At 72.2% G+C, this 18,645-nt stretch carries 20 protein-coding genes; 6 read left to right on the top strand and 14 right to left on the bottom strand.

The window, feature by feature from the left end:
- Positions 1–104: 104 nt before the first annotated feature.
- From ACZ7KF_RS01865 to ACZ7KF_RS01875, 3 genes are read right to left on the bottom strand one after another with little or no spacing between them, the layout of a single operon-like run.
- Complete coding sequence (locus ACZ7KF_RS01865) at positions 105–872, bottom strand: DUF3710 domain-containing protein (RefSeq protein WP_471068351.1); 768 nt, start codon at positions 870–872, stop codon at positions 105–107.
- A gap of 1 nt (position 873) precedes the next feature.
- Complete coding sequence (gene dut / locus ACZ7KF_RS01870) at positions 874–1,443, bottom strand: dUTP diphosphatase (RefSeq protein WP_471068354.1); 570 nt, start codon at positions 1,441–1,443, stop codon at positions 874–876.
- Positions 1,440–2,024, bottom strand: a complete 585-nt coding sequence (locus ACZ7KF_RS01875; protein WP_471068357.1) for a PaaI family thioesterase — start codon at positions 2,022–2,024, stop codon at positions 1,440–1,442. Before ACZ7KF_RS01875 ends, dut begins: the two co-directional genes overlap by 4 nt.
- 274 nt (positions 2,025–2,298) lie before the next feature.
- Between ACZ7KF_RS01875 and ACZ7KF_RS01880 the strand changes: the two genes are divergently transcribed.
- Entirely contained in the window at positions 2,299–2,763 is a 465-nt protein-coding gene (locus ACZ7KF_RS01880) for a DUF3093 domain-containing protein (protein WP_471068360.1), read from the top strand.
- Between the two features lie 158 nt (positions 2,764–2,921).
- On the opposite strand, the gene ACZ7KF_RS01885 is transcribed toward ACZ7KF_RS01880, so the two are convergent.
- The 4 genes from ACZ7KF_RS01885 to ACZ7KF_RS01900 all read right to left on the bottom strand — a co-directional run bounded on the left by ACZ7KF_RS01885 (position 2,922) and on the right by ACZ7KF_RS01900 (position 6,440).
- Positions 2,922–3,836, bottom strand: coding sequence for a hypothetical protein (locus ACZ7KF_RS01885; RefSeq protein WP_471068363.1), 915 nt, complete (start codon positions 3,834–3,836; stop codon positions 2,922–2,924).
- A gap of 13 nt (positions 3,837–3,849) precedes the next feature.
- The gene (locus ACZ7KF_RS01890; RefSeq protein WP_005481602.1) at positions 3,850–4,146 is read right to left on the bottom strand and encodes a DUF4193 domain-containing protein; all 297 of its coding nucleotides are present in this window, start codon (positions 4,144–4,146) and stop codon (positions 3,850–3,852) included.
- A gap of 394 nt (positions 4,147–4,540) precedes the next feature.
- Positions 4,541–5,782, bottom strand: coding sequence for a sensor histidine kinase (locus ACZ7KF_RS01895; protein ID WP_471068366.1), 1,242 nt, complete (start codon positions 5,780–5,782; stop codon positions 4,541–4,543).
- A 4-nt stretch (positions 5,783–5,786) separates the two neighbouring features.
- On the bottom strand, positions 5,787–6,440 hold the full coding sequence (locus ACZ7KF_RS01900; RefSeq protein WP_003993508.1) for a response regulator transcription factor: 654 nt from the start codon (positions 6,438–6,440) through the stop codon (positions 5,787–5,789).
- Between the two features lie 412 nt (positions 6,441–6,852).
- Here ACZ7KF_RS01900 and ACZ7KF_RS01905 point away from each other — a divergent pair, with 412 nt between their 5' ends.
- Positions 6,853–7,026, top strand: coding sequence for a hypothetical protein (locus ACZ7KF_RS01905; protein ID WP_184969904.1), 174 nt, complete (start codon positions 6,853–6,855; stop codon positions 7,024–7,026).
- A gap of 142 nt (positions 7,027–7,168) precedes the next feature.
- Here the strand turns inward: ACZ7KF_RS01905 and ACZ7KF_RS01910 are convergent, their stop codons facing one another.
- Both ACZ7KF_RS01910 and ACZ7KF_RS01915 read right to left on the bottom strand, forming a co-directional pair.
- Complete coding sequence (locus ACZ7KF_RS01910) at positions 7,169–7,984, bottom strand: inositol monophosphatase family protein (RefSeq protein WP_471068368.1); 816 nt, start codon at positions 7,982–7,984, stop codon at positions 7,169–7,171.
- Between the two features lie 8 nt (positions 7,985–7,992).
- Entirely contained in the window at positions 7,993–9,120 is a 1,128-nt protein-coding gene (locus ACZ7KF_RS01915; protein ID WP_471068371.1) for a ferrochelatase, read from the bottom strand.
- A gap of 171 nt (positions 9,121–9,291) precedes the next feature.
- Between ACZ7KF_RS01915 and ACZ7KF_RS01920 the strand changes: the two genes are divergently transcribed.
- Positions 9,292–10,530, top strand: coding sequence for an MFS transporter (locus ACZ7KF_RS01920; RefSeq protein WP_471068372.1), 1,239 nt, complete (start codon positions 9,292–9,294; stop codon positions 10,528–10,530).
- Entirely contained in the window at positions 10,490–11,809 is a 1,320-nt protein-coding gene (locus ACZ7KF_RS01925) for a D-arabinono-1,4-lactone oxidase (RefSeq protein WP_471068375.1), read from the top strand. The genes ACZ7KF_RS01920 and ACZ7KF_RS01925 overlap by 41 nt, the downstream gene beginning before the upstream one ends.
- Here ACZ7KF_RS01925 and ACZ7KF_RS01930 read toward each other — a convergent pair.
- Positions 11,733–12,497, bottom strand: a complete 765-nt coding sequence (locus tag ACZ7KF_RS01930) for a hypothetical protein (RefSeq protein ID WP_471068377.1) — start codon at positions 12,495–12,497, stop codon at positions 11,733–11,735. The genes ACZ7KF_RS01925 and ACZ7KF_RS01930 overlap by 77 nt on opposite strands.
- 480 nt (positions 12,498–12,977) lie before the next feature.
- Here ACZ7KF_RS01930 and sepH point away from each other — a divergent pair, with 480 nt between their 5' ends.
- A complete protein-coding gene (gene sepH / locus ACZ7KF_RS01935; protein ID WP_471068378.1) occupies positions 12,978–14,018 on the top strand; it encodes a septation protein SepH in 1,041 nt (346 codons plus the stop codon).
- Positions 14,019–14,078: 60 nt separating this feature from the next.
- Here sepH and ACZ7KF_RS01940 read toward each other — a convergent pair whose 3' ends face one another.
- Positions 14,079–14,930, bottom strand: coding sequence for a sulfurtransferase (locus tag ACZ7KF_RS01940; protein ID WP_471068380.1), 852 nt, complete (start codon positions 14,928–14,930; stop codon positions 14,079–14,081).
- 318 nt (positions 14,931–15,248) lie between these two features.
- On the opposite strand from ACZ7KF_RS01940, the gene ACZ7KF_RS01945 reads away from it, so the two are divergent.
- Positions 15,249–16,040, top strand: a complete 792-nt coding sequence (locus ACZ7KF_RS01945; RefSeq protein WP_471068382.1) for a VOC family protein — start codon at positions 15,249–15,251, stop codon at positions 16,038–16,040.
- Between the two features lie 4 nt (positions 16,041–16,044).
- Here ACZ7KF_RS01945 and ACZ7KF_RS01950 read toward each other — a convergent pair whose 3' ends face one another.
- The 3 genes from ACZ7KF_RS01950 to ACZ7KF_RS01960 are packed head-to-tail and all read right to left on the bottom strand — an operon-like array spanning position 16,045 to position 18,522.
- Positions 16,045–16,695 (bottom strand): thymidine kinase, encoded by a 651-nt coding sequence (locus tag ACZ7KF_RS01950; RefSeq protein WP_471068385.1) that lies wholly within the window; start codon positions 16,693–16,695, stop codon positions 16,045–16,047.
- Positions 16,696–16,744: 49 nt separating this feature from the next.
- Positions 16,745–17,935, bottom strand: coding sequence for an alkaline phosphatase family protein (locus ACZ7KF_RS01955; RefSeq protein WP_471068386.1), 1,191 nt, complete (start codon positions 17,933–17,935; stop codon positions 16,745–16,747).
- Positions 17,935–18,522, bottom strand: coding sequence for a DUF5998 family protein (locus ACZ7KF_RS01960; RefSeq protein WP_471068389.1), 588 nt, complete (start codon positions 18,520–18,522; stop codon positions 17,935–17,937). The genes ACZ7KF_RS01955 and ACZ7KF_RS01960 overlap by 1 nt, the downstream gene beginning before the upstream one ends.
- Positions 18,523–18,645 lie beyond the last annotated feature (123 nt).

Genomic DNA, 18,645 nt, shown 5'->3' on the forward strand with positions numbered 1-18,645 from the left:
CGCACCCCGGCACGGAGGCCGGCCTCTCACGGCGCACCCCGTGAAAAACGGGCCGCGCCTCGAAGGCACGGCCCGTATCGACCCCGCTGAAGCCGGCGGAGCACCTAGCGGACCTCGGTGATCTCCGGGCCTCGCTGCAACTGCCCCATGCCGCCGGAGAATCGCGAGGACTCCTCCTGCTGCACGCCCTCGGGGACCATCTGCGCGTCGTTCGGCAGCTTGAGGACGATCGGGTCGCGCGGGGCCATCGGACCCTCGCCGCGGACCACGACCGTGTCCCGGAAGATCTGCTCCAGCAGCCCGGCGGCCTGCGGCTGCACGGCGCCCTGGCCGGAGATCACACCGCGCAGGAACCAGCGCGGGCCGTCGACGCCGACGAACCGGACGACCTGGAAGCCGCCGGTGCCGTCCGGCAGCTGCACCGGTACCTGGGCACGCAGTTCCCAGCCGAGCGGGCCCTCGACCTCGTCGACGATGCCACCCTGCTGGGTGATGCCGCCGCCGATCTCCTCGCGGACCTCGGACCAGATGCCCTCGCGCTTGGGCGCGGCGAACGCCTGGAGCTGGACGGCGCTGTCACGCAGCACGACGGTCGCGGCGACGATCGCGTCACCGGCGACCTCGACCCGCAGCTCCATGCCGTCGACACCCGGCACGAACAGACCGCCGAGGTCCACGCGACCCTCGGCCGGGTCGCGCACCTCGCTGCTGTCCCAGGGGCCGTCGGGCCGGGGCCCGGGCTCCAGCCGGACGCGCTCGCGCTCGCGCTCGGCCTCCTTCTCGTCCGCCTCGGTGTCGACGCTGTCGACGACCTGCTCGGCCTCGCCGGCCGCGTCCTCGGCGGCACCCTTCTTCTTGCGACGTCCGAACACGTCACTGTCCTTCCCGGTCGGATACGACCGAAGCGTATCGATTCCCACCCGTCGGACCGCCCTCGGCGGCCTGACCGCTTGTGCCGCTCTCGCCGCCCACCGCGGCATGGCCACCGGTGGACCCGAAGCCCCCTTCGGCCCGCGCCGAATCGGGAAGTTCCGCGACCTCCTGGAAGCGGACCCTCTCGACCTGCTGGACGACCAGTTGGGCAATCCGGTCGAAGCGCTCGAACCGCACGCTCTCGCGCGGGTCGAGATTCACCACGATCACCTTGATCTCCCCACGGTACCCGGCATCAACCGTCCCCGGGGCATTCACGAGGGCGACACCGCAGCGGGCGGCGAGGCCGGAACGCGGATGCACGAAGGCCGCGTACCCCTCGGGCAGGGCGATCGACACCCCCGTGGGCAGAACGGCCCGCTCACCGGGCGGCAGCTCGCAGGCCTCGGTGGTACGCAGATCGGCGCCGGCGTCCCCGGGATGCTCGTACGCCGGAAGCGGTACGTCCGGATCAACCCGCCGGATGAGCACGTCCAGGGGACCGCGGCCGGCGGGACTCGCTGAAGTCACGGGTTCACCTCGAAGGCGCGGGCACGCCGGATCTGGTCCGGGTCGTCCATGGCGGCCCGGATCTCTTCCTTGCGGCCGTGGTCGATGAAGTGGTCCACCTTGACCTCGATGAAGAGGGCGTCGGCGCGGACGGCGACCGGCCCGTCGGGGCCGCCGATCCGCCCGGTGGCGGTGGAGTAGATCTTCCGCCCGGCGACGGCGGTGACCTCCGCCTCCAGATACAGCGTGGTACCGACGGGCACCGGCCGCACGAAGTCCGTCTCCAGGCGGCCGGTGACGGCGATGGTCCGCAGCAGCCAGTTCAGCGAGCCCAGGGTCTCGTCCAGGGCCGTGGCCAGCACACCGCCGTGCGCGAGGCCGGGGGCGCCCTGGTGGGCGGGCTGCACGGTGAACTCGGCGGTCAACGAGACACCGTCGCCGGCGCGCGCCTCCAGGTGCAGTCCGTGGGACTGCCCGGGGCCGCATCCGAAACAGTGTTCGTAGTGGGCGCCGAGGAGTTCCCCGGGCGCGGGCGCGTCGGGGTGCCGTACCGGTTTCCCCGCGTCGGCGGGAGGCTGAAGAGCTGCGGAACTACCACTCACAGCCGCAGACCTTACCCGCCCGCCCGCCACCCGCCACCGCCCTGCCCGACAGCGCTCCGCGCCGTCTCCCCCCGAACACCCGCCACCCGCCACCGCCCCGCCCGACAGCCCTCGGCGCAGGCACCTCCCGCACCTCTCGCCACCCGGCATCGCCCCACCCGCCACCGCTTAGCGCGGGCTCCCCAGGTCGCCCGCCGCCACCCCGCCCGACAGCGCTCCGCGCAGGCTCCCCCTGGTTCCGGGGGAATCAGGATCCCGTGCCAAGCTTGGCCTCATGCAGCTCTCCGCCACCCCCTACGAAGAACGCCTCACCGCCCCCCGATCGTGGTGGCTGATCAGCTTCCTGGTGGGCGTCTCCTTCGCCCTGATCCTGCTCCCCTTCGGCACCCTGCCGCTGCTCGGCGGCCTGGTCGGCGGTACGGCCGCCGCGGCGGTGGTGGCCAGCGCCTACGGCTCCCTGCGCATCCGCGTCGTGGGCGACTCCCTGATCGCGGGCGAGGCGAAGATCCCGGTGTCGGCGCTGGGCGCGGCCGAGGTGATGGACGCGGAGGAGGCCCGGGCCTGGCGGACCTACAAGGCCGACACCCGCGCCTTCCTGCTGTTGCGCGCCTACATCCCGACGGCACTGCGCGTGGAGGTCACGGACCCCGAGGACCCCACGCCGTACCTGTACCTGTCGACGCGGGAGCCGGAGAAGCTGGCCGCGGCGATCGAGGCGGCGCGGGCGGCGAAGGCCTAGGGTCTTTCGTTCGGATCAGGCCGGATCAGGGAGCGGGGTCCGGTGCCGTGCATCGCAAGGCGGAGGAGGGCGCCATGGCGGAGCCATGGCGACCGACGACAACGCGGCGAGGCGCGGTGCCAGGGCCCGCGAGCCCGGCATGATCCAAACGAGAGGCCCTAGGACTCGTCGGGCAGCTCGCGCAGTCTCAGGGGCTCCGCCGGCTTCTCCAGCGGCGGCAGCTCCGGCAGCTCGTCCCACGGCACCTGGCTCTTGCGCAGGTCGGCCCGGATGCGGGCCGCGAGCCTCTTGGTGTCCCGGCGGTTCATGACCGCCCCGACCGCGGCACCGACCATGAACGGCATCAGGTTGGGCAGGTCGCGGACCATCCGCTTCATGATCTGCTGGCGCAGTCCGCGTTTCATCCGGCCGCCGAGGGCCGTGTCGTACGTCGACGGCTTCGTCACGTCGATGCCGCGCTCCTCCGACCAGGAGGACAGATACGCATTGCTGCGGGTCTTGAGGTTGCCCGGCGGACGTACGCCGTAGACCTCGTGCAGTTCGGCGATCAGCTTCAGCTCGATCGCGGCGACCCCGGTGATCTCCGCGGCCAGTTCGGTCGGCATGGCCGGCGGCACCGGCAGCATCGCCGCCGCCCCGATCCCGGCGCCGACGGTCGAGGTGCCGGCCGCCGCTCCCGCCACCAGCTTGTCGGCCAGTTCCTCGGGCCCGAGGCCGGGGAACTGTCTGCGCAGGGTCGCGAGGTCGCGTACGGGGACACGCGGGGCGATCTCGATGATGCGGTCCGCGAGGTACGCCAGACCCGCACGGGCCCGGCTACCGCCCTTACGGGCGCCTTCCCGGGCCAGATCCCGGGCCTTGTCACGCATCACCGCCGCCCGGCGCCGCGAGACGGGGGCGGGCTGCCGCACCGGTGCCGGCAGATCGTCCCGGTCGGCCGCCGGTCCGGGCGAGGCTCCCCCGCCGGGTGAGCCCCGCCCTTCGTCACGCGCGCCGTGCGAGCCGTCGATCGGCCCTTGGTCCGCTTTCCGCAGGGAGAAGCGGTGCTTCCGGGGAGGGGTCGAGCCAGACATGGCCGACCCGTCCTCAGTCGCAGTCGCGGCAGATCGGCTGACCGTTCTTCTCGCGGGCCAGCTGGCTGCGGTGGTGCACCAGGAAGCAGCTCATGCAGGTGAACTCGTCCTGCTGCTTGGGCAGCACCCGGACGGCCAGTTCCTCGTTCGAGAGGTCGGCTCCGGGCAGCTCGAGGCCTTCTGCGGCCTCGAACTCGTCGACGTCCACCGCGGAGGTGGACTTGTCGTTCCGTCGGGCCTTCAGCTCTTCAAGGCTGTCCGAGTCGACGTCGTCGTCGGTCTTGCGTGGAGTGTCGTAATCGGTTGCCATAGTCGCTCTCCCCCTCTGGGTGTCTGCGGTGTCTCCAGCGCACGTAACGCGTGAGAGGCCGGACTTGTGCCCGACCTGAGGCGGAGATTTTGCCTCACATCAAGGTCTGTTACTCAATCGACACCCAACCCGACCCCTCAAGAGTGATCGGCTTGGATGGCGGTGAGGACCGTACACGGTTCGAATGCCGCACCTCAAAGGCGCCTCACCGTGTACTTCCCGTGATCAAGAGCCCTGAAAACCAGGACTTTCCCGGCTTTCCACCTTCTGTCATGATCACCGTGCGTACATGGCCGGAATTCCGCCCATGTGATCGATCACACAGAAAGAAGCCCATCCGGCGGCAGAAAAATTCCGCGTGGAGCGAACACCGTCCGCGTGTGTCGGTTTCTGATCACAACGGCATCGTGACGCGCATCTCAAGGCCACCGCCCTCCCGTGGCCGGGCCAGGATGTGGCCGCCGTGCGCCCGGGCCACGGACCGGACGATGGACAGGCCGAGGCCGACGCCCTTGTCGCTGCCCGTGCGCTCCGTGCGCAGCCGCCGGAACGGCTCGAAGAGGTTGTCGATCTCGTACGCCGGCACCACCGGTCCGGTGTTCGACACGGTCAGCACCGCCTGCCCGTGCTGGACCTCGGTGTTCACCTCGACCCAGCCGTCCTCGGTGTTGTACCGCACGGCGTTCTGCACCAGGTTCAGCGCGATCCGCTCCAGCAGCACGCCGTTGCCCCGCACCATGGCCGGCTTGCGCACCCCCCGGATGGTCACGCCCTTGGCCTCGGCCTCGCCGTGCACCTGGTCGATGGCCTGTGTGGCGACCTCGGCCAGGTCGACCGGCTTGCGCTCGACGATCTGGTTGTCACTGCGGGCGAGCAGCAGCAACCCCTCGACCAGTTGTTCGCTGCGCTCGTTGGTGGCGAGCAGCGTCTTGCCGAGCTGTTGCAGTTCCACCGGCGCGTTCGGATCCGACAGGTGCACTTCCAGGAGCGTGCGGTTGATCGCGAGCGGGGTGCGCAGCTCGTGGGAGGCGTTGCCGACGAAGCGCTGCTGGGCCGTGAAGGCCCGCTGCAGGCGCTCCAGCATGTCGTCGAAGGTGTCCGCCAGCTCCTTCAGCTCGTCGTCCGGGCCGTCCAGCTCGATCCGGCGGGACAGGTCCGAGCCGGCCACCTGGCGGGCGGTGCGGGTGATCCGGCCGAGCGGGGACAGCACGCGGCCGGCCATCGCGTACCCGAACGCGAAGGCGATCACGGCGAGGCCCAGCAGGGCCAGCAGGGAGCGGCTGAGCAGGTTGTCCAGGGCCGTCTGGCGCTGGGCCTCCACGCAGTGGGCGATCGCGCTGTTGAAGTCCGTCAGCGGCTGGGTGGCGGTGATCGCCGGACAGTTGTCGCTGGTGACCTTGATGTCCGTGCCGCTGACGATCTTGAACAGGGGCTGGTTGCCGGTGCTGATCGCCTGTGCGGCGAGCAGGTAGATGATCGACAGCAGCAGGATGCCGGCGATCAGGAACATGCCGCCGTACAGCAGCGTCAGCCGTATGCGGATGGTCGGGCGCAGCCACGGGAAGGGCGGCTCCGGCTTCCTGGGGTCCCAGGTGGGCTTCGGCGGCGCCTGGGGCGGCGCGGGTGTCGCTGCCACGGGATCAGATCCGGTAGCCGGAGCCGGGGACGGTGACGATGACGGGCGGTTCGCCGAGCTTGCGGCGCAGCGTCATCACGGTCACGCGCACCACGTTGGTGAACGGGTCGGTGTTCTCGTCCCAGGCCTTCTCCAGCAGCTGCTCGGCCGAGACGACCGCGCCCTCGCTGCGCATCAGCACCTCCAGCACCGCGAACTCCTTCGGCGCGAGCTGCACCTCCTTGCCGTCGCGGAAGACCTCGCGGCGGTTGGGGTCGAGCTTGATGCCGGCGCGCTCCAGGACCGGCGGCAGCGGCACGCTGGTACGACGGCCGAGGGCGCGCACGCGGGCGATCAGCTCGCTGAACGCGAACGGCTTGGGCAGATAGTCGTCGGCGCCGATCTCCAGGCCCTCGACGCGGTCGCTGACGTCGCCGGACGCGGTGAGCATCAGCACGCGCGTGGGCATGCCCAGCTCGACGATCTTGCGGCAGACGTCGTCGCCGTGCACGAGCGGGAGGTCGCGGTCGAGGACGACCACGTCGTAGTCGTTGACGCCGATGCGCTCCAGAGCAGCCGCACCGTCGTACACGACGTCGACGGCCATGGCCTCCCGGCGCAGTCCGGTGGCCACCGCATCGGCGAGCAGTTGCTCGTCCTCGACGACGAGTACGCGCACGTCGCTTTCCTTCCTCTGTCCACCCGCGTAGCGCGCCGTGGGCGCGTGCGAGCAGGGCTGTCCGTGGGATTGTGACCTCCATCCTGCCCTTTTCGGCCATAAGTCGGCGGTAAGGCGGCCTGGGGGCCGAAGGGACGGGGGTTCCGGGGCGGGAATACGAGAATTTCTCCTCCGGTTGAGGTTTCCACGGGAGGGAGCGGGGGGAGGACGGCTTTACACCCCGCGATCACGCTCTGCATGTGCCGCAGCACCATGCGGTACTTCGCCATCCGCTTCGCAGAGCGGGCGCGGGTGTCCGGCACCGTCGCCGCCCGGCACGGCAGCGCTGGGCACCTGCGAGAGACGTGATCGCCCCTTCCCTCCGGCACACCCCCGTGCCACCGACCCACGACCCAGGACGAGGGGGCGCAGCATGGACGCTTTCACCGCAGGACTTCTGCAGCGCATAAAGGCGACCGAGTCCGACCTGTCGCGGGCTCGTGACGAGGGCGACGACTTCCTCGTAGAGGTGGAGCAGGGAGAGCTCGACGACCTGCGACGCCTCGCCGCCGAACACGGTGTGGAGGTCGGCGCGTCACGCGTCTGATCGGCCCGAAAGCGCAAGAAGGGACCCCGGCGAATCCAGCGCCGGGGTCCCTTTGCGTTCGCCGGGCCCCGCCGGGAGGACCGGGCCTGGCGGGCGGCCACGACGGCGGCGGCATGCGGTGCCGGCCCGGCGCGGCCCCCGGTCAGTCGTGCCAGGCTCCGAAGTCCTCCAGCAGCCGCTGGAGGGGCTCGAAGACGCCCGGCGCACCCGCGACGGTCAGCTCCCCCGACGGCCGTTCTCCGGGCCGCCCACCGGTCAGCGCGCCCGCTTCCCGGGCGATCAGGTCGCCCGCCGCGAAGTCCCACGCGTGCAGACCCCGCTCGTAGTACCCGTCGAGCCGGCCGCAGGCGACATCGCACAGGTCGACCGCCGCCGAGCCGCTGCGCCGGATGTCGCGCAGCAGCGGGACGAGCCGGCCGGCGATCCGGGCCTGGTGGGCGCGGACCTCGGCGACGTAGTTGAAGCCGGTGGAGACCAGCGCCTGGTCCAGCGGGGGCGCGGGACGGCAGGCGAGTGCCCGTTCGCCCGCCCACGCGCCCGTGGCCCAGGCACCGCCGCCGCGCACGGCGTGGTACGTCTCGCCGCGCATCGGGGCCGCGACGACCCCGACGACGGTCTCGCCGTCCTGCTCGGCGGCGACGGACACCGCCCAGGTCGGCAGGCCGTACAGGTAGTTGACGGTGCCGTCCAGCGGGTCGATCACCCAGCGGATGCCGCTCGTGCCCTCGACGGAGGCTCCCTCCTCGCCGAGGAAGCCGTCGTCGGGGCGCCGGCCGGAGATCAGATCCGTGATCAGCTTCTCCGCCGCGATGTCCATCTCGGTGACGACGTCGATCGGGCTGGACTTGGTCCGCGCCACGGCCAGGTCGGCGGGGCGGCCGTCCCGCAGCAGCTCTCCGGCGCGACGGGCGGCCTCCTGGGCCAGCTGAAGCAGGTCCCGGTGCAGGGCGTCGGTCACGGGTCTCCTCACGCGTAGGGGCTGTCGGCGCCCGCGGCGGCCGGGCGGGGGGCGCGGGCCGGGCAGCAGCCGACGGGGCAGAGCTGGTGGCTGGGGCCGAGGGCGCCCAGGGCGCAGGGGGTGACCTCCTGGCCGCGCTCCACGGCGGCCCGCTCCAGGACCAGCTCGCGGACGGCCGCGGCGAACCGCGGATCGGCGCCCACGGTGGCCGAGCGGCGCACCGGCAGGCCCAGCTCCTCGGCCTTGGCCGTGGCCTCGGTGTCGAGGTCGTAGAGGACCTCCATGTGGTCGGAGACGAAGCCGATGGGCGCCATGACGACGGCCGGGACGCCCGCCGCGTGCCGCTCCTCCAGGTGGTCGCAGATGTCGGGTTCCAGCCACGGGATGTGCGGGGCGCCGGAGCGGGACTGGTAGACGAGCTGCCAGGGGTGGTCGACGCCGGTGCGCTCGCGGACGGCGTCGGCGATCAGCCGGGCGACGTCCAGGTGCTGCTCGACGTAGGCACCGCCCTCGCCGTGGGCCTCGACGGGGCCGGAGGTGTCGGCGGCGGCGGTGGGGATGGAGTGGGTGGTGAAGGCGATGTGGGCGCCCGCGCGGACGTCCTCGGGGAGGTCGGCGAGGGAGCGCAGCACTCCGTCGATCATGGGTTCGACGAAGCCGGGGTGGTTGAAGTAGTGCCGCAGCTTGTCGATCTTCGGCAGCTCCAGGCCCTCGGCCTCCAGGGCGGCCAGCGCGTCGGCGAGGTTCTCGCGGTACTGGCGGCAGCCCGAGTAGGAGGCGTAGGCGCTGGTGGCGAGGACGAGGACGCGGCGGCGGCCGTCGGCGACCAGCTCGCGCAGGGTGTCCGTCAGGTACGGCGCCCAGTTGCGGTTGCCCCAGTAGACCGGCAGGTCCAGGCCGTGTTCGGCGAAGTCCTTGCGCAGGGCGTCCAGGAGGGCGCGGTTCTGGTCGTTGATGGGGCTGACCCCGCCGAAGAGGAAGTAGTGCTGCCCGACTTCCTTCAGGCGTTCCTTCGGGATGCCGCGCCCGCGCGTGACGTTCTCCAGGAACGGGACCACGTCGTCCGGGCCTTCGGGGCCGCCGAAGGAGAGCAGGAGCAGGGCGTCGTACGGGGTGGCATCGAGCGCGTCTGGCATGACTCGATCCTCCCACCCGGTACGACAGCGCGGAGACAGCCGGATGAAGAGTCGGATTACTGAGGGTTCAGGGCAGTTTGTACAGCCGTTCGGAGCAGTGCAATTAGGGTCACCTAACTTGTAAGCTGTATCGGCTGCCTTCGCGCCTTACCGAGCCGTTTCGGAGTTCCCGTGCCCAGCCCCTACAGAGCCCTGTTCACCGAGCCGGGCACCAAGGCCTTCTCCGCCGCGGGATTCGTCGGCCGGATGCCGCTGTCGATGATGGGCATCGGCGTGGTCACGATGGTCTCCCAGCTGACCGGCCGGTACGGCCTCGCGGGCGCCCTGTCGGCGACCGTGGCGCTGTCCGCCGCCGCGATCGGACCCCGCATATCCCGGCTCGTGGACCAGCACGGACAGCGCCGGGTACTGCGCCCGGCGACCCTGGTCGCCCTGATCGCGGCGACCGGGCTGCTGCTCGCCGCCCACTTCCGGTGGCCGGACTGGACCCTGTTCGTCTGCGCCGCCGGGATCGGCTCGGTGCCGAGCCTGGGCGCGATGATCCGGGCCCGCTGGGCGGCGCTCTACCGGGGCACGCCGAAGCTGCACACCGCCTACTCGTTCGAGTCGGTCGTGGACGAGGTCTGCTTCATCTTCGGGCCGATCATCTCCATCGGCCTGTCCACCACCTGGTTCCCGGAGGCGGGCCCCCTGCTGGCCGCCTGCTTCCTTGCGGCCGGCGTCTTCTGGCTGACCGCCCAGCGCGCCACCGAGCCGGAACCGCACCCGCGCGCGCGGCAGGGCGGAGGCAGCGCCCTGCGCTCGGCGGGACTCCAGGTACTGGTGGCGACCTTCGTCGCGACCGGCACGATCTTCGGAGCCGTGGACGTGGTCACCGTCGCCTTCGCCGACGAGCGTGGCGACAAGGGCGCCGCGAGCGTCGTCCTGGCGCTGTACGCGGCCGGCTCCTGCGTGGCGGGCGTGGTCTTCGGGCTGCTGCGCTTCAGCGGGGCACCGGAACGCCGCTGGCTGCTGGGCGTGGCGGCGATGGCCGTGAGTATGATCCCCCTCCTACTGGTCGGAAACCTGCCACTTCTGGCCGTGGCGCTGTTCGTTGCGGGGCTGTCCATCGCGCCGACGATGATCACGACGATGTCCCTCATCGAAGAGCACGTACCTCGCGCGCAGCTCACCGAAGGCATGACCTGGGTGAGCACCGGCCTCGCGGTCGGCGTCGCGCTCGGCTCGTCCGCGGCCGGCTGGGTGATCGACGCAGCCGGGGCACGGGCCGGGTACGGGGTTCCGGCGGTGTCCGGGGCCGTCGCGGTCGTGGTCGGTTTCCTCGGGTACCGCCGGCTGCGCAGGCCGGCCGCGGGTCGGGGAGGCAGCGTTGAGCAGCACGGCGAGCGGGAAGAACGGCACCTGGCGTAACTGGGGCGGCAACGTCTCCGCCCGGCCCGCCCGGCAGGTCGCACCGGCCTCGGTGGAGGAGCTGGCCGCGGTGGTGCGCCGGGCCCGGGAGGACGGCCTGAAGGTGAAGGCGGTCGGAACCGGGCACTCCTTCACCTCGATCGCCGCCACCGACGGTGTGTTGATACGCCCTCACCTCCTGACCGGCATACGCACCGTCGACCGGGAATCCATGACGGTCACGGTGGAGGCGGGCACCCCGCTCAAGAGACTCAATGCCGCTCTCGCGCGCGAGGGCCTGTCGCTCACCAACATGGGCGACATCATGGAGCAGACCGTCTCCGGGGCCACCAGCACGGGCACGCACGGCACCGGCCGCGAGTCCGCCTCCATAGCCGCCCAGATCAAGGGCCTGGAACTCGTCACGGCCGACGGCACGGTGCTCACCTGCTCCGAGAAGGAGCACCCCGACGTCTTCGCCGCCGCCCGCATCGGCCTCGGCGCCCTGGGCGTCGTCACCGCGATCACGTTCGCCGTGGAGCCGCTCTTCCTGCTCACCGCGCGCGAGGAGCCGATGCCCCTGGAGCGGGTCCTCGCCGAGTTCGATCAGTTGTGGGCCGAGAACGAGCACTTCGAGTTCTACTGGTTCCCGCACACCGGCAACACGAACACCAAGCGGAACAACCGCAGCGCCGGTCCCGAGCAGCCGGTGGGGCAGCTGGCCGGCTGGTTCGAGGACGAGTTCCTCTCCAACGGGGTCTTCCAGGCCGCCCAGTGGCTCGGCCGCGCCGCTCCCGCCACGGTCCCCGCCATCGCCCGGATCTCCAGCAAGGCCCTGTCCGCACGCACGTACACGGACATCCCCTACCGGGTCTTCACCTCGCCGCGCCGGGTGCGCTTCGTGGAGATGGAGTACGCCGTCCCGCGCGCGGCCCTGGTGGAGACGCTGCGCGAACTGCGGACCATGGTGGACCGCTCGGGCCTGCGGGTCAGCTTCCCGGTGGAGGTGCGCACCGCACCGGCCGACGACATCACCCTGTCCACCGCCTCCGGCCGGGACAGCGCCTATGTCGCCGTGCACATGTTCCGGGGCACGCCGTACCAGGCGTACTTCACGGCCGCCGAGCGCATTCTCACCGCGCACGAGGGGCGCCCGCACTGGGGCAAGGTGCACACCCGGGACGCGGAGTACTTCGCCCGCGTGTACCCGCGCTTCGGCGAGTTCACCGCTCTGCGGGACCGTCTTGATCCGGAGCGGCTGTTCCAGAACGACTACTTGCGGAGGGTCCTGGGGGCGTAGGCGTCGAGGCGGACGCGCTGGGCGCACCGGACGCGCCGGGCGTGCTGGGCGCGGGGGCCTGCGCGGCCGGGCCGCCGGTCGACCCCTCGCCCGGATCCTCGCTCGCCGTGCCGCTCGGCGAGTCACCGGGCGTGGGGGGCGTCCCCCGGGTCGGACCGCCGCCGGCGCCGCCGGACGGTGTCCGCCGCGGGGACGGTTCACCCGAAGGGGCGGGTGCGTCACCGTGCTTGCCGGCGGACGAGCCCCGGCCGCTGACCGCGTCGCTGACCGACGTGCCCGTACCGCCGCTGAAACTGTTGCCGGAGACCAGCTCGTAGGTGGTGATGCCGGCCATGGTGACCCCGAAGACCAGGGCGGCGGCGACCAGCGGACGGCGCCGGCTCCTCACCCGCGCGCGGTAGACGGTGCCCTCGGTGAACTCGCCGGGCGAGGGCGGCGCTTGCCCCCTCGGCCGGGCCGGCACCGCGGTCTTCTCCCGGAACTGCTCCCCCGTCCGTTTGAAGAAGTGCTGGAACAGCGTGCCTCCACAGGTGGCGACGACGCTGACCACCCCGGCACCGAGGATCGTGCCGTACACCCCGAAGTACGAAGCCATTTTCGCCGCCACGACCGCCGCCAGGGCACTGCCGGCGACCTGGGGGACGCTCAGATCGATCCGCTTCCTACCCGTATCGGGTGTCTCACGCATACCCGGAACTTGCCTGCCTTTCCCGTACTTGATCGACATTGCTCGACCGACTGCACGAGAAGGGGACGTACAGACGAAACCATTAGTTCCGTTTCTGGCGATTGCGTGAAGTTCGCCACGTTCATGATCGACAAAACCGGTTGCGGGCGCCCAAGTCGCGCCCCTCACCAGAAGTTGGGCGGCGCGCCCATCCACGCACGTGGTCCGAATGGAGTACTGTTGCGAGCCCTGGGTCCGGTCTCCCACCAGGGTGCCCGCGGCCTTGCAGGACCGCCGGGAGGGGGCTAGTTGCACAGGGTGACGGAGTTGGTCACTTAGCGTGGCGAACAGGTAACCGTGCCATAACGGCGGTCCCGGGCCCGTGCCCGACACGCCGGGCAACTCGGCAAGGTTGTGGCAGGCTGCACCCGGGCAGGCCACACTCGACTAGCGGAAGCAGCGACGCACGTGACGTCGGCAGGCACCACCCGGGAGGTCCCCATGCCCGAACTGCGTGTCGTGGCCGTCTCGAATGACGGCACACGGCTGGTGCTCAAGGCTGCCGACTCCACGGAGTACACACTTCCGATCGACGAACGGCTCCGCGCCGCCGTACGCGGCGACCGGCCCCGCCTCGGCCAGATCGAGATCGAGGTCGAGAGCCATCTGCGCCCGCGTGACATCCAGGCGCGTATACGTGCCGGTGCCACCGCGGAAGAGGTCGCGCAGCTCGCCGGCATCCCCGTCGACCGGGTACGCCGGTTCGAGGGGCCCGTGCTGGCCGAACGCGCCTTCATGGCCGAGCGGGCCCGCAAGACCCCGGTCCGCCGCCCCGGTGAGAACTCCGGCCCGCTGCTCGGCGAGGCCGTGCAGGAGCGGCTGCTGCTGCGCGGTGCCGAGAAGGACACCATCCAGTGGGACTCCTGGCGCCGCGACGACGGCACCTGGGAGGTGCTCCTCGTCTACCGGGTCGCGGGCGAACCGCACTCGGCGAGCTGGACGTACGACCCGCCCCGGCGGCTCGTACAGGCGGTCGACGGCGAGGCGCGCTCGCTGATCGGCGAGTCCGACGATCTCGCCGTGCCGGAGCCGAGCTTCCCGTTCGTCCCGCGGATCGCCCGGCTGCCGCGCGAGCGTTCGATGGACCGCGCTCTCGAACGGTCCGAGCGGGAGCGGCCCAGCCTGCCCGCGCAGCCGTCGGAGCCGGCCGAGGAGAGCACCGGCGAACGCGACTCGCTGACCAGCCTGCTGGAGGCCGTGCCGAGCTTCCGGGGCGACCTGGTGGTCCCGGAACGCCCGGCGGAGCCCTCGGAGGAGCCCGAGGACGAACCCGCCGCCGAGGAGCCGCCGGCGCCCGCCGCCTCGGCCGGCTCCGCCTACGCGGACGTCCTCATGCCGCGCTCCGTGGGCAGCCACCGCGACCGGCTCGTCGGCGCGACCGACCGCCAGGCCGAGGCCGACGGCGTCCGCCCCGGCCGCCGTGCCGCCGTGCCGAGTTGGGACGAGATCGTGTTCGGCACCCGCCGCAAGAAGCAGGAGTAGGTCTTCGTACAGCCGTCGGAGGGGGGCACGCGCGCGTGCCCCCCTCCGACGGCTGTCCCGCTACTGCGGGTCCGCTCCCACCGCCACCGGCCGGGACGGGTCGGCGGACCACTCGGACCAGGAACCGACGTACAGGGCCGCGGGGATGCCCGCCACCGCCAGCGCGAGGACCTCGTGGGCGCCGGAGACGCCCGAACCGCAGTACACGCCCACCTCGGCGTCCTCGGACACCCCCAGAGCCTTGAAGCGGTCCCTCAGCTCCGCCGCGGGCAGGAAACGGCCGTCGGGTCCCACGTTCTCCGTCGTGGGCGCCGACACAGCGCCGGGGATGTGCCCGCCGACCCGGTCGATCGGCTCCACCTCACCGCGGTACCGCTCCCCCGCGCGCGCGTCCAGCAGCACACCCGTGCGGGCCAGTGCCGCCGCCGCGTCGGCGTCCAGCAGCCCCGCGGCCGCCGGCGCCGGCGCGAAGTCGCCCTCCGTCACCGCCGGCGCGTCCGTGGACAACTCGCCCTGCCAGGACGGCAACCCGCCGTCGAGCACCCGCACGTCCGGGTGACCCGTCCAGCGCAGCAGCCACCACGCGCGCGCGGCCGCCCAGCCCTGGCCGCCGTCGTAGACGACGACCGGACGGGCGGCCGACACGCCCGCGCGTCGCATCGCGGCGCCGAACACCGCGAGGTCGGGCAGCGGATGGCGGCCGTGCGCGCCCGGCGGCGAGGCGAGTTCCAGGTCCAGGTCGACGAAGACCGCGCCGGGGACGTGCCCGGCCGCGTACTCGGCCCGGCCGTCGAAGGCCGGCGCGCCCGCCGCCTTCGCCACGCTGAGCTGCCAGCGCACGTCCAGCAGCACGGGCGGGGTGTCGCCGGCCAGCTCTTGTGCGAGTTCGGGTGCGGTGATGATGGCTGTCATGGCGTCCATCCTTACGCCAGGGGTGGCCGCCGCGTCCAGGTCGGGCTACTCTGCTCGGCCGGACAGGCTCGATCACGAGGCGTATGGGATCGAGCACGGACTGTACAGCCGACGGACACCCGTCGGCCATCGTCAGGAAGCGGCGAAAGACGGCAGATCGGGCATCCTCCCGGAGGTACAGCCGAGCGGCGCGGTACGCACCGCGGCACCGCGGAGGATGCGGGCACCGGCACGGGCGTACCCGCCAGCGGCGTGGACACCCCTGCCGGGGAGCGGAAGCGACACGGCCACCGTGAGGGGCCGGGGAGAGAGTGATCGATGACCGAGGCACGGGAGTCGGCCGGTCCGCACGCGCGGCGCGTGCCCGGCACGCCCTGCTGGGCGAGCCTGATGGTGCACGGGCTGGATGCCATCGAGGAGTTCTACGGTGAGCTGTTCGGCTGGGAGTTCCGGCCGGGCCCGCAGCAGCTCGGCCCGTACGTGCGGGCGCTGCTGGACGGGCGGGAGGTGGCGGGTATGGGCCAGCTGCCGCCGGACCACCGGCTGCCGGTCGCCTGGACGCCGTACCTGGCCTCGGACGACGTGGACCAGACCGCCGACACGGTGCGGCTGTGCGGCGGCACGGTGGCCGTCGGCCCGCTCGACGCCGCCGAGGCGGGCCGGATGGCGATCGCCTCCGACCCCTCCGGAGCGGTGTTCGGGATCTGGCAGGGCTCCGCACACCTCGGCACGGCGATCACGGGTGTGCCCGGCACACCCGTCTGGGACGAACTGCTCACCTTCGAGACGGAGAGCGTCGCCAAGTTCTACAAAAGCGTGTTCGGTTACGAGGAGGAGCCGGTGGTCTCCGCCGACTTCGACTATGTGACCCTGCATCTGGAGGGCCGTCCGGTGGCCGGGCTGCACGGCATGGGCCACGGTCTGCCCCGGGACCGGGGGCCGCACTGGCAGACGTACTTCGAGGTCGCCGACATCGACACGGCGCTACGGCAGGTCGCCGACCTGGACGGCCGGATCCTCAGGCCGGCCCACGACAGCCCGCACGGGCGGGTGGCGACGGTGGCGGACCCGGAGGGCGCCGAGTTCTCGGTGGTGCAGAACCCGCACTGAGCCCTCAGGAGGACGGGACCGGCAGCACGTCCGGGGACAGGGCCGCCGCGTGGGCCGACGCGGCGGTCATCCGGCGCCGGTGGTGGCGCCGGCACAGCACCTCGTAGCCGACCTCGCCCGCGGACTGGTTGACGTCGCCGACGACCACCTGGGCGCCCTCCACCACCATCTCGCCGTCCACCGTGCGGGCGTTGTGCGTGGCGCGGGCGCCGCACCAGCACAGCGCCTCCACCTGGAGCACCTCGATCCGGTCGGCCAGTTCCACCAGCCGCTGCGAGCCGGGGAACAGCTTGGAGCGGAAGTCGGTGGTGATCCCGAAGGCGAACACGTCCAGGCCGAGATCGTCCACCACGCGCGCGAGCTGGTCGATCTGCCCGGGCGCGAGGAACTGGGCCTCGTCCGCGATCACATAGTCGGCCCGGCCGCCCTGCGAGAGATGGTCCACCAGATACGCGTACAGGTCCTGGCCGTCCTCGACCTCCACCGCGTCGGTGACCAGGCCCAGCCGGGAGGACAGCTTCCCCTCGCCCGCGCGGTCGTCCCTGGTGAAGATCATTCCGGCCAGGCCGCGCGCGGAGCGGTTGTGCTCGATCTGCAGAGCCAGCGTCGACTTCCCGCAGTCCATCGTTCCGGAGAAGAACACCAGCTCGGGCATGAGGATGTGAGCACCTTTCGGCAAGTCGCGGGGATGGGAGGGAGGAGGTTCAGGAGCGTACTTCGAGCAGCGGGACGAGCTGCTCCGCCGGGGTCATCGAGCCGTGGTTGCCGACCAGCGAGGACTCCTTCGGCTCGCGCTCGGAGGCGATCAGCAGGACGTCGTCGTGCGCCGCGGCGACCACGTCCCCGATCCGCGGGTACACCCGCTCGTCCACGCTCGGCCCGAACCAGCCGGCCGCGATCGCCTCGTCCCGCGAGGCCACCCAGAACTGCTCCCCGAGCACCTCGCGCCAGCAGGTCAGGACGTCGTTCTCGGCCCCCGGCACCGCGTACACGTGCCGGGCCCGGCCCTCGCCGCCCAGCAGGGCGACTCCGGCGCGCAGCTCCCAGTCCTCGTCGAAGTCGATGCGGTGCTGCTCGTCGAACGGCACGTCGACCATGCCGTGGTCGGCGGTGACGTACAGGGCACTGCGCGGCGGCAGCTGCTCGGCGAGGCGCTGGGCGAGCCGGTCGACGCACATCAGCTGGCCGCGCCAGGTGTCGGAGGCGACGCCGTAGCGGTGCCCGGAGCCGTCCAGCTCGGCGTAGTACGTGTAGACCAGCGAACGGTCGCCGGCGGCCAGTTGCCGGGCCGCTAGGTCCATGCGCTCCTCACCGGTCAGCCGGCCGACGAAGGTGCCGCCGCTGAGCGCGACCTTGGTGAGCGGGGTGCGCTCGAAGGCGGGCGAGGACACCTGGGCGGCGTGCACCCCGGCCCGCTGCGCGAGCTGGAAGACCGTGGGGTAGGGCTGCCAGGGGCGCGGTTCCGTGTACGGCTGCCAGCGGAGCTGGTTCATCAGCTCGCCGGTGGCCGGGTTGCGCACGGCGTACCCGGGCAGGCCGTGGGCGCCGGGCGGCAGACCCGTGCCGACGGAGGCGAGCGACGTGGCGGTGGTCGCCGGATAGCCGGCGGTGAGCGGGCGGCCGGTGCCGCCGCGGGAGCTGCCGAGCAGGGAGGTCAGGAACGGGGCCTCGTCCGGGTGGGCCCTGAGCTGCTCCCAGCCGAGCCCGTCGATCAGGAAGACGCAGACCCGGTCGGCGGCGGTCAGTTCCTCGATCGTGGCGGTCAGACCGGGCACACCCATGCCGGCGGCCAGGGTGGGCAGCAGGTCGGCCAGGGAGCCGCTGCCGTACTCGGGCAGCGGCGCGGTGTCGAGGGCGAGGGGTTCCGGGTGGTCCCAGGCGGAGAGCTGCGACATCAGCGGGCGAGGTCCGCGGTCGCCTCCGAGATGGCCTGCGCGAAGGCGAGCGCCTGGCGCACCGTCTCCGGGCCGTCCCCGGCCTCGCTGACGCGCAGGCTGAGGTCGTCCGCCGTGGAACTGCCGGTGTAGCCGTGATCGGCGTCGCAGTTGGGGTCGCCGCAGGCGGCGGGCTCCAGGTCGATGCGGCTGACCGCACCCCATCCGATGGTGAGCACGACCTCGCGGGGCAGCGTGCCCGGCGTGTACTGCTCCGGGTTCGCGACCACCCGGCTGACCACGACCGACGAGACCCGGTCGAGCCGCACGGACTCGGTGGAGGTGGTGGCGTACGGCGTCGGGGAGGTGCTGTCGGCGGCCTGCTCGTCGGTGTGGCTGACGATGAAGCGGTTGCCGGTGAGGACCAGCACGGTGACGTGCCGGCGCACCTCGTTCTGGTCGAACGTCGTCTCCTGGTGGACCAGGTACGACCGGATGGGCTCGCCGCCCACGGCGGCCTCCACCGCCTCGGCCACGAGGGCCGGGTAGTAGCCGCTGCGCTCGATCGCCGCGCGCAGCCCCTGGGTCGTCGTACTGGTCTTGGCCATGGCGTCCATCCTAATCCGTGGGCAAGGGCGGTCCGGGCCAGTCGTGGGCACTCGGGCGGCCTCCCCGCCCGGGTGCGGGTGCCGCCGGACGAGCCCCGGCCGCTCGGCGGCGCCCCGGCGGGA

Source organism: Streptomyces sp. NPDC038200, assembly GCF_055600785.1.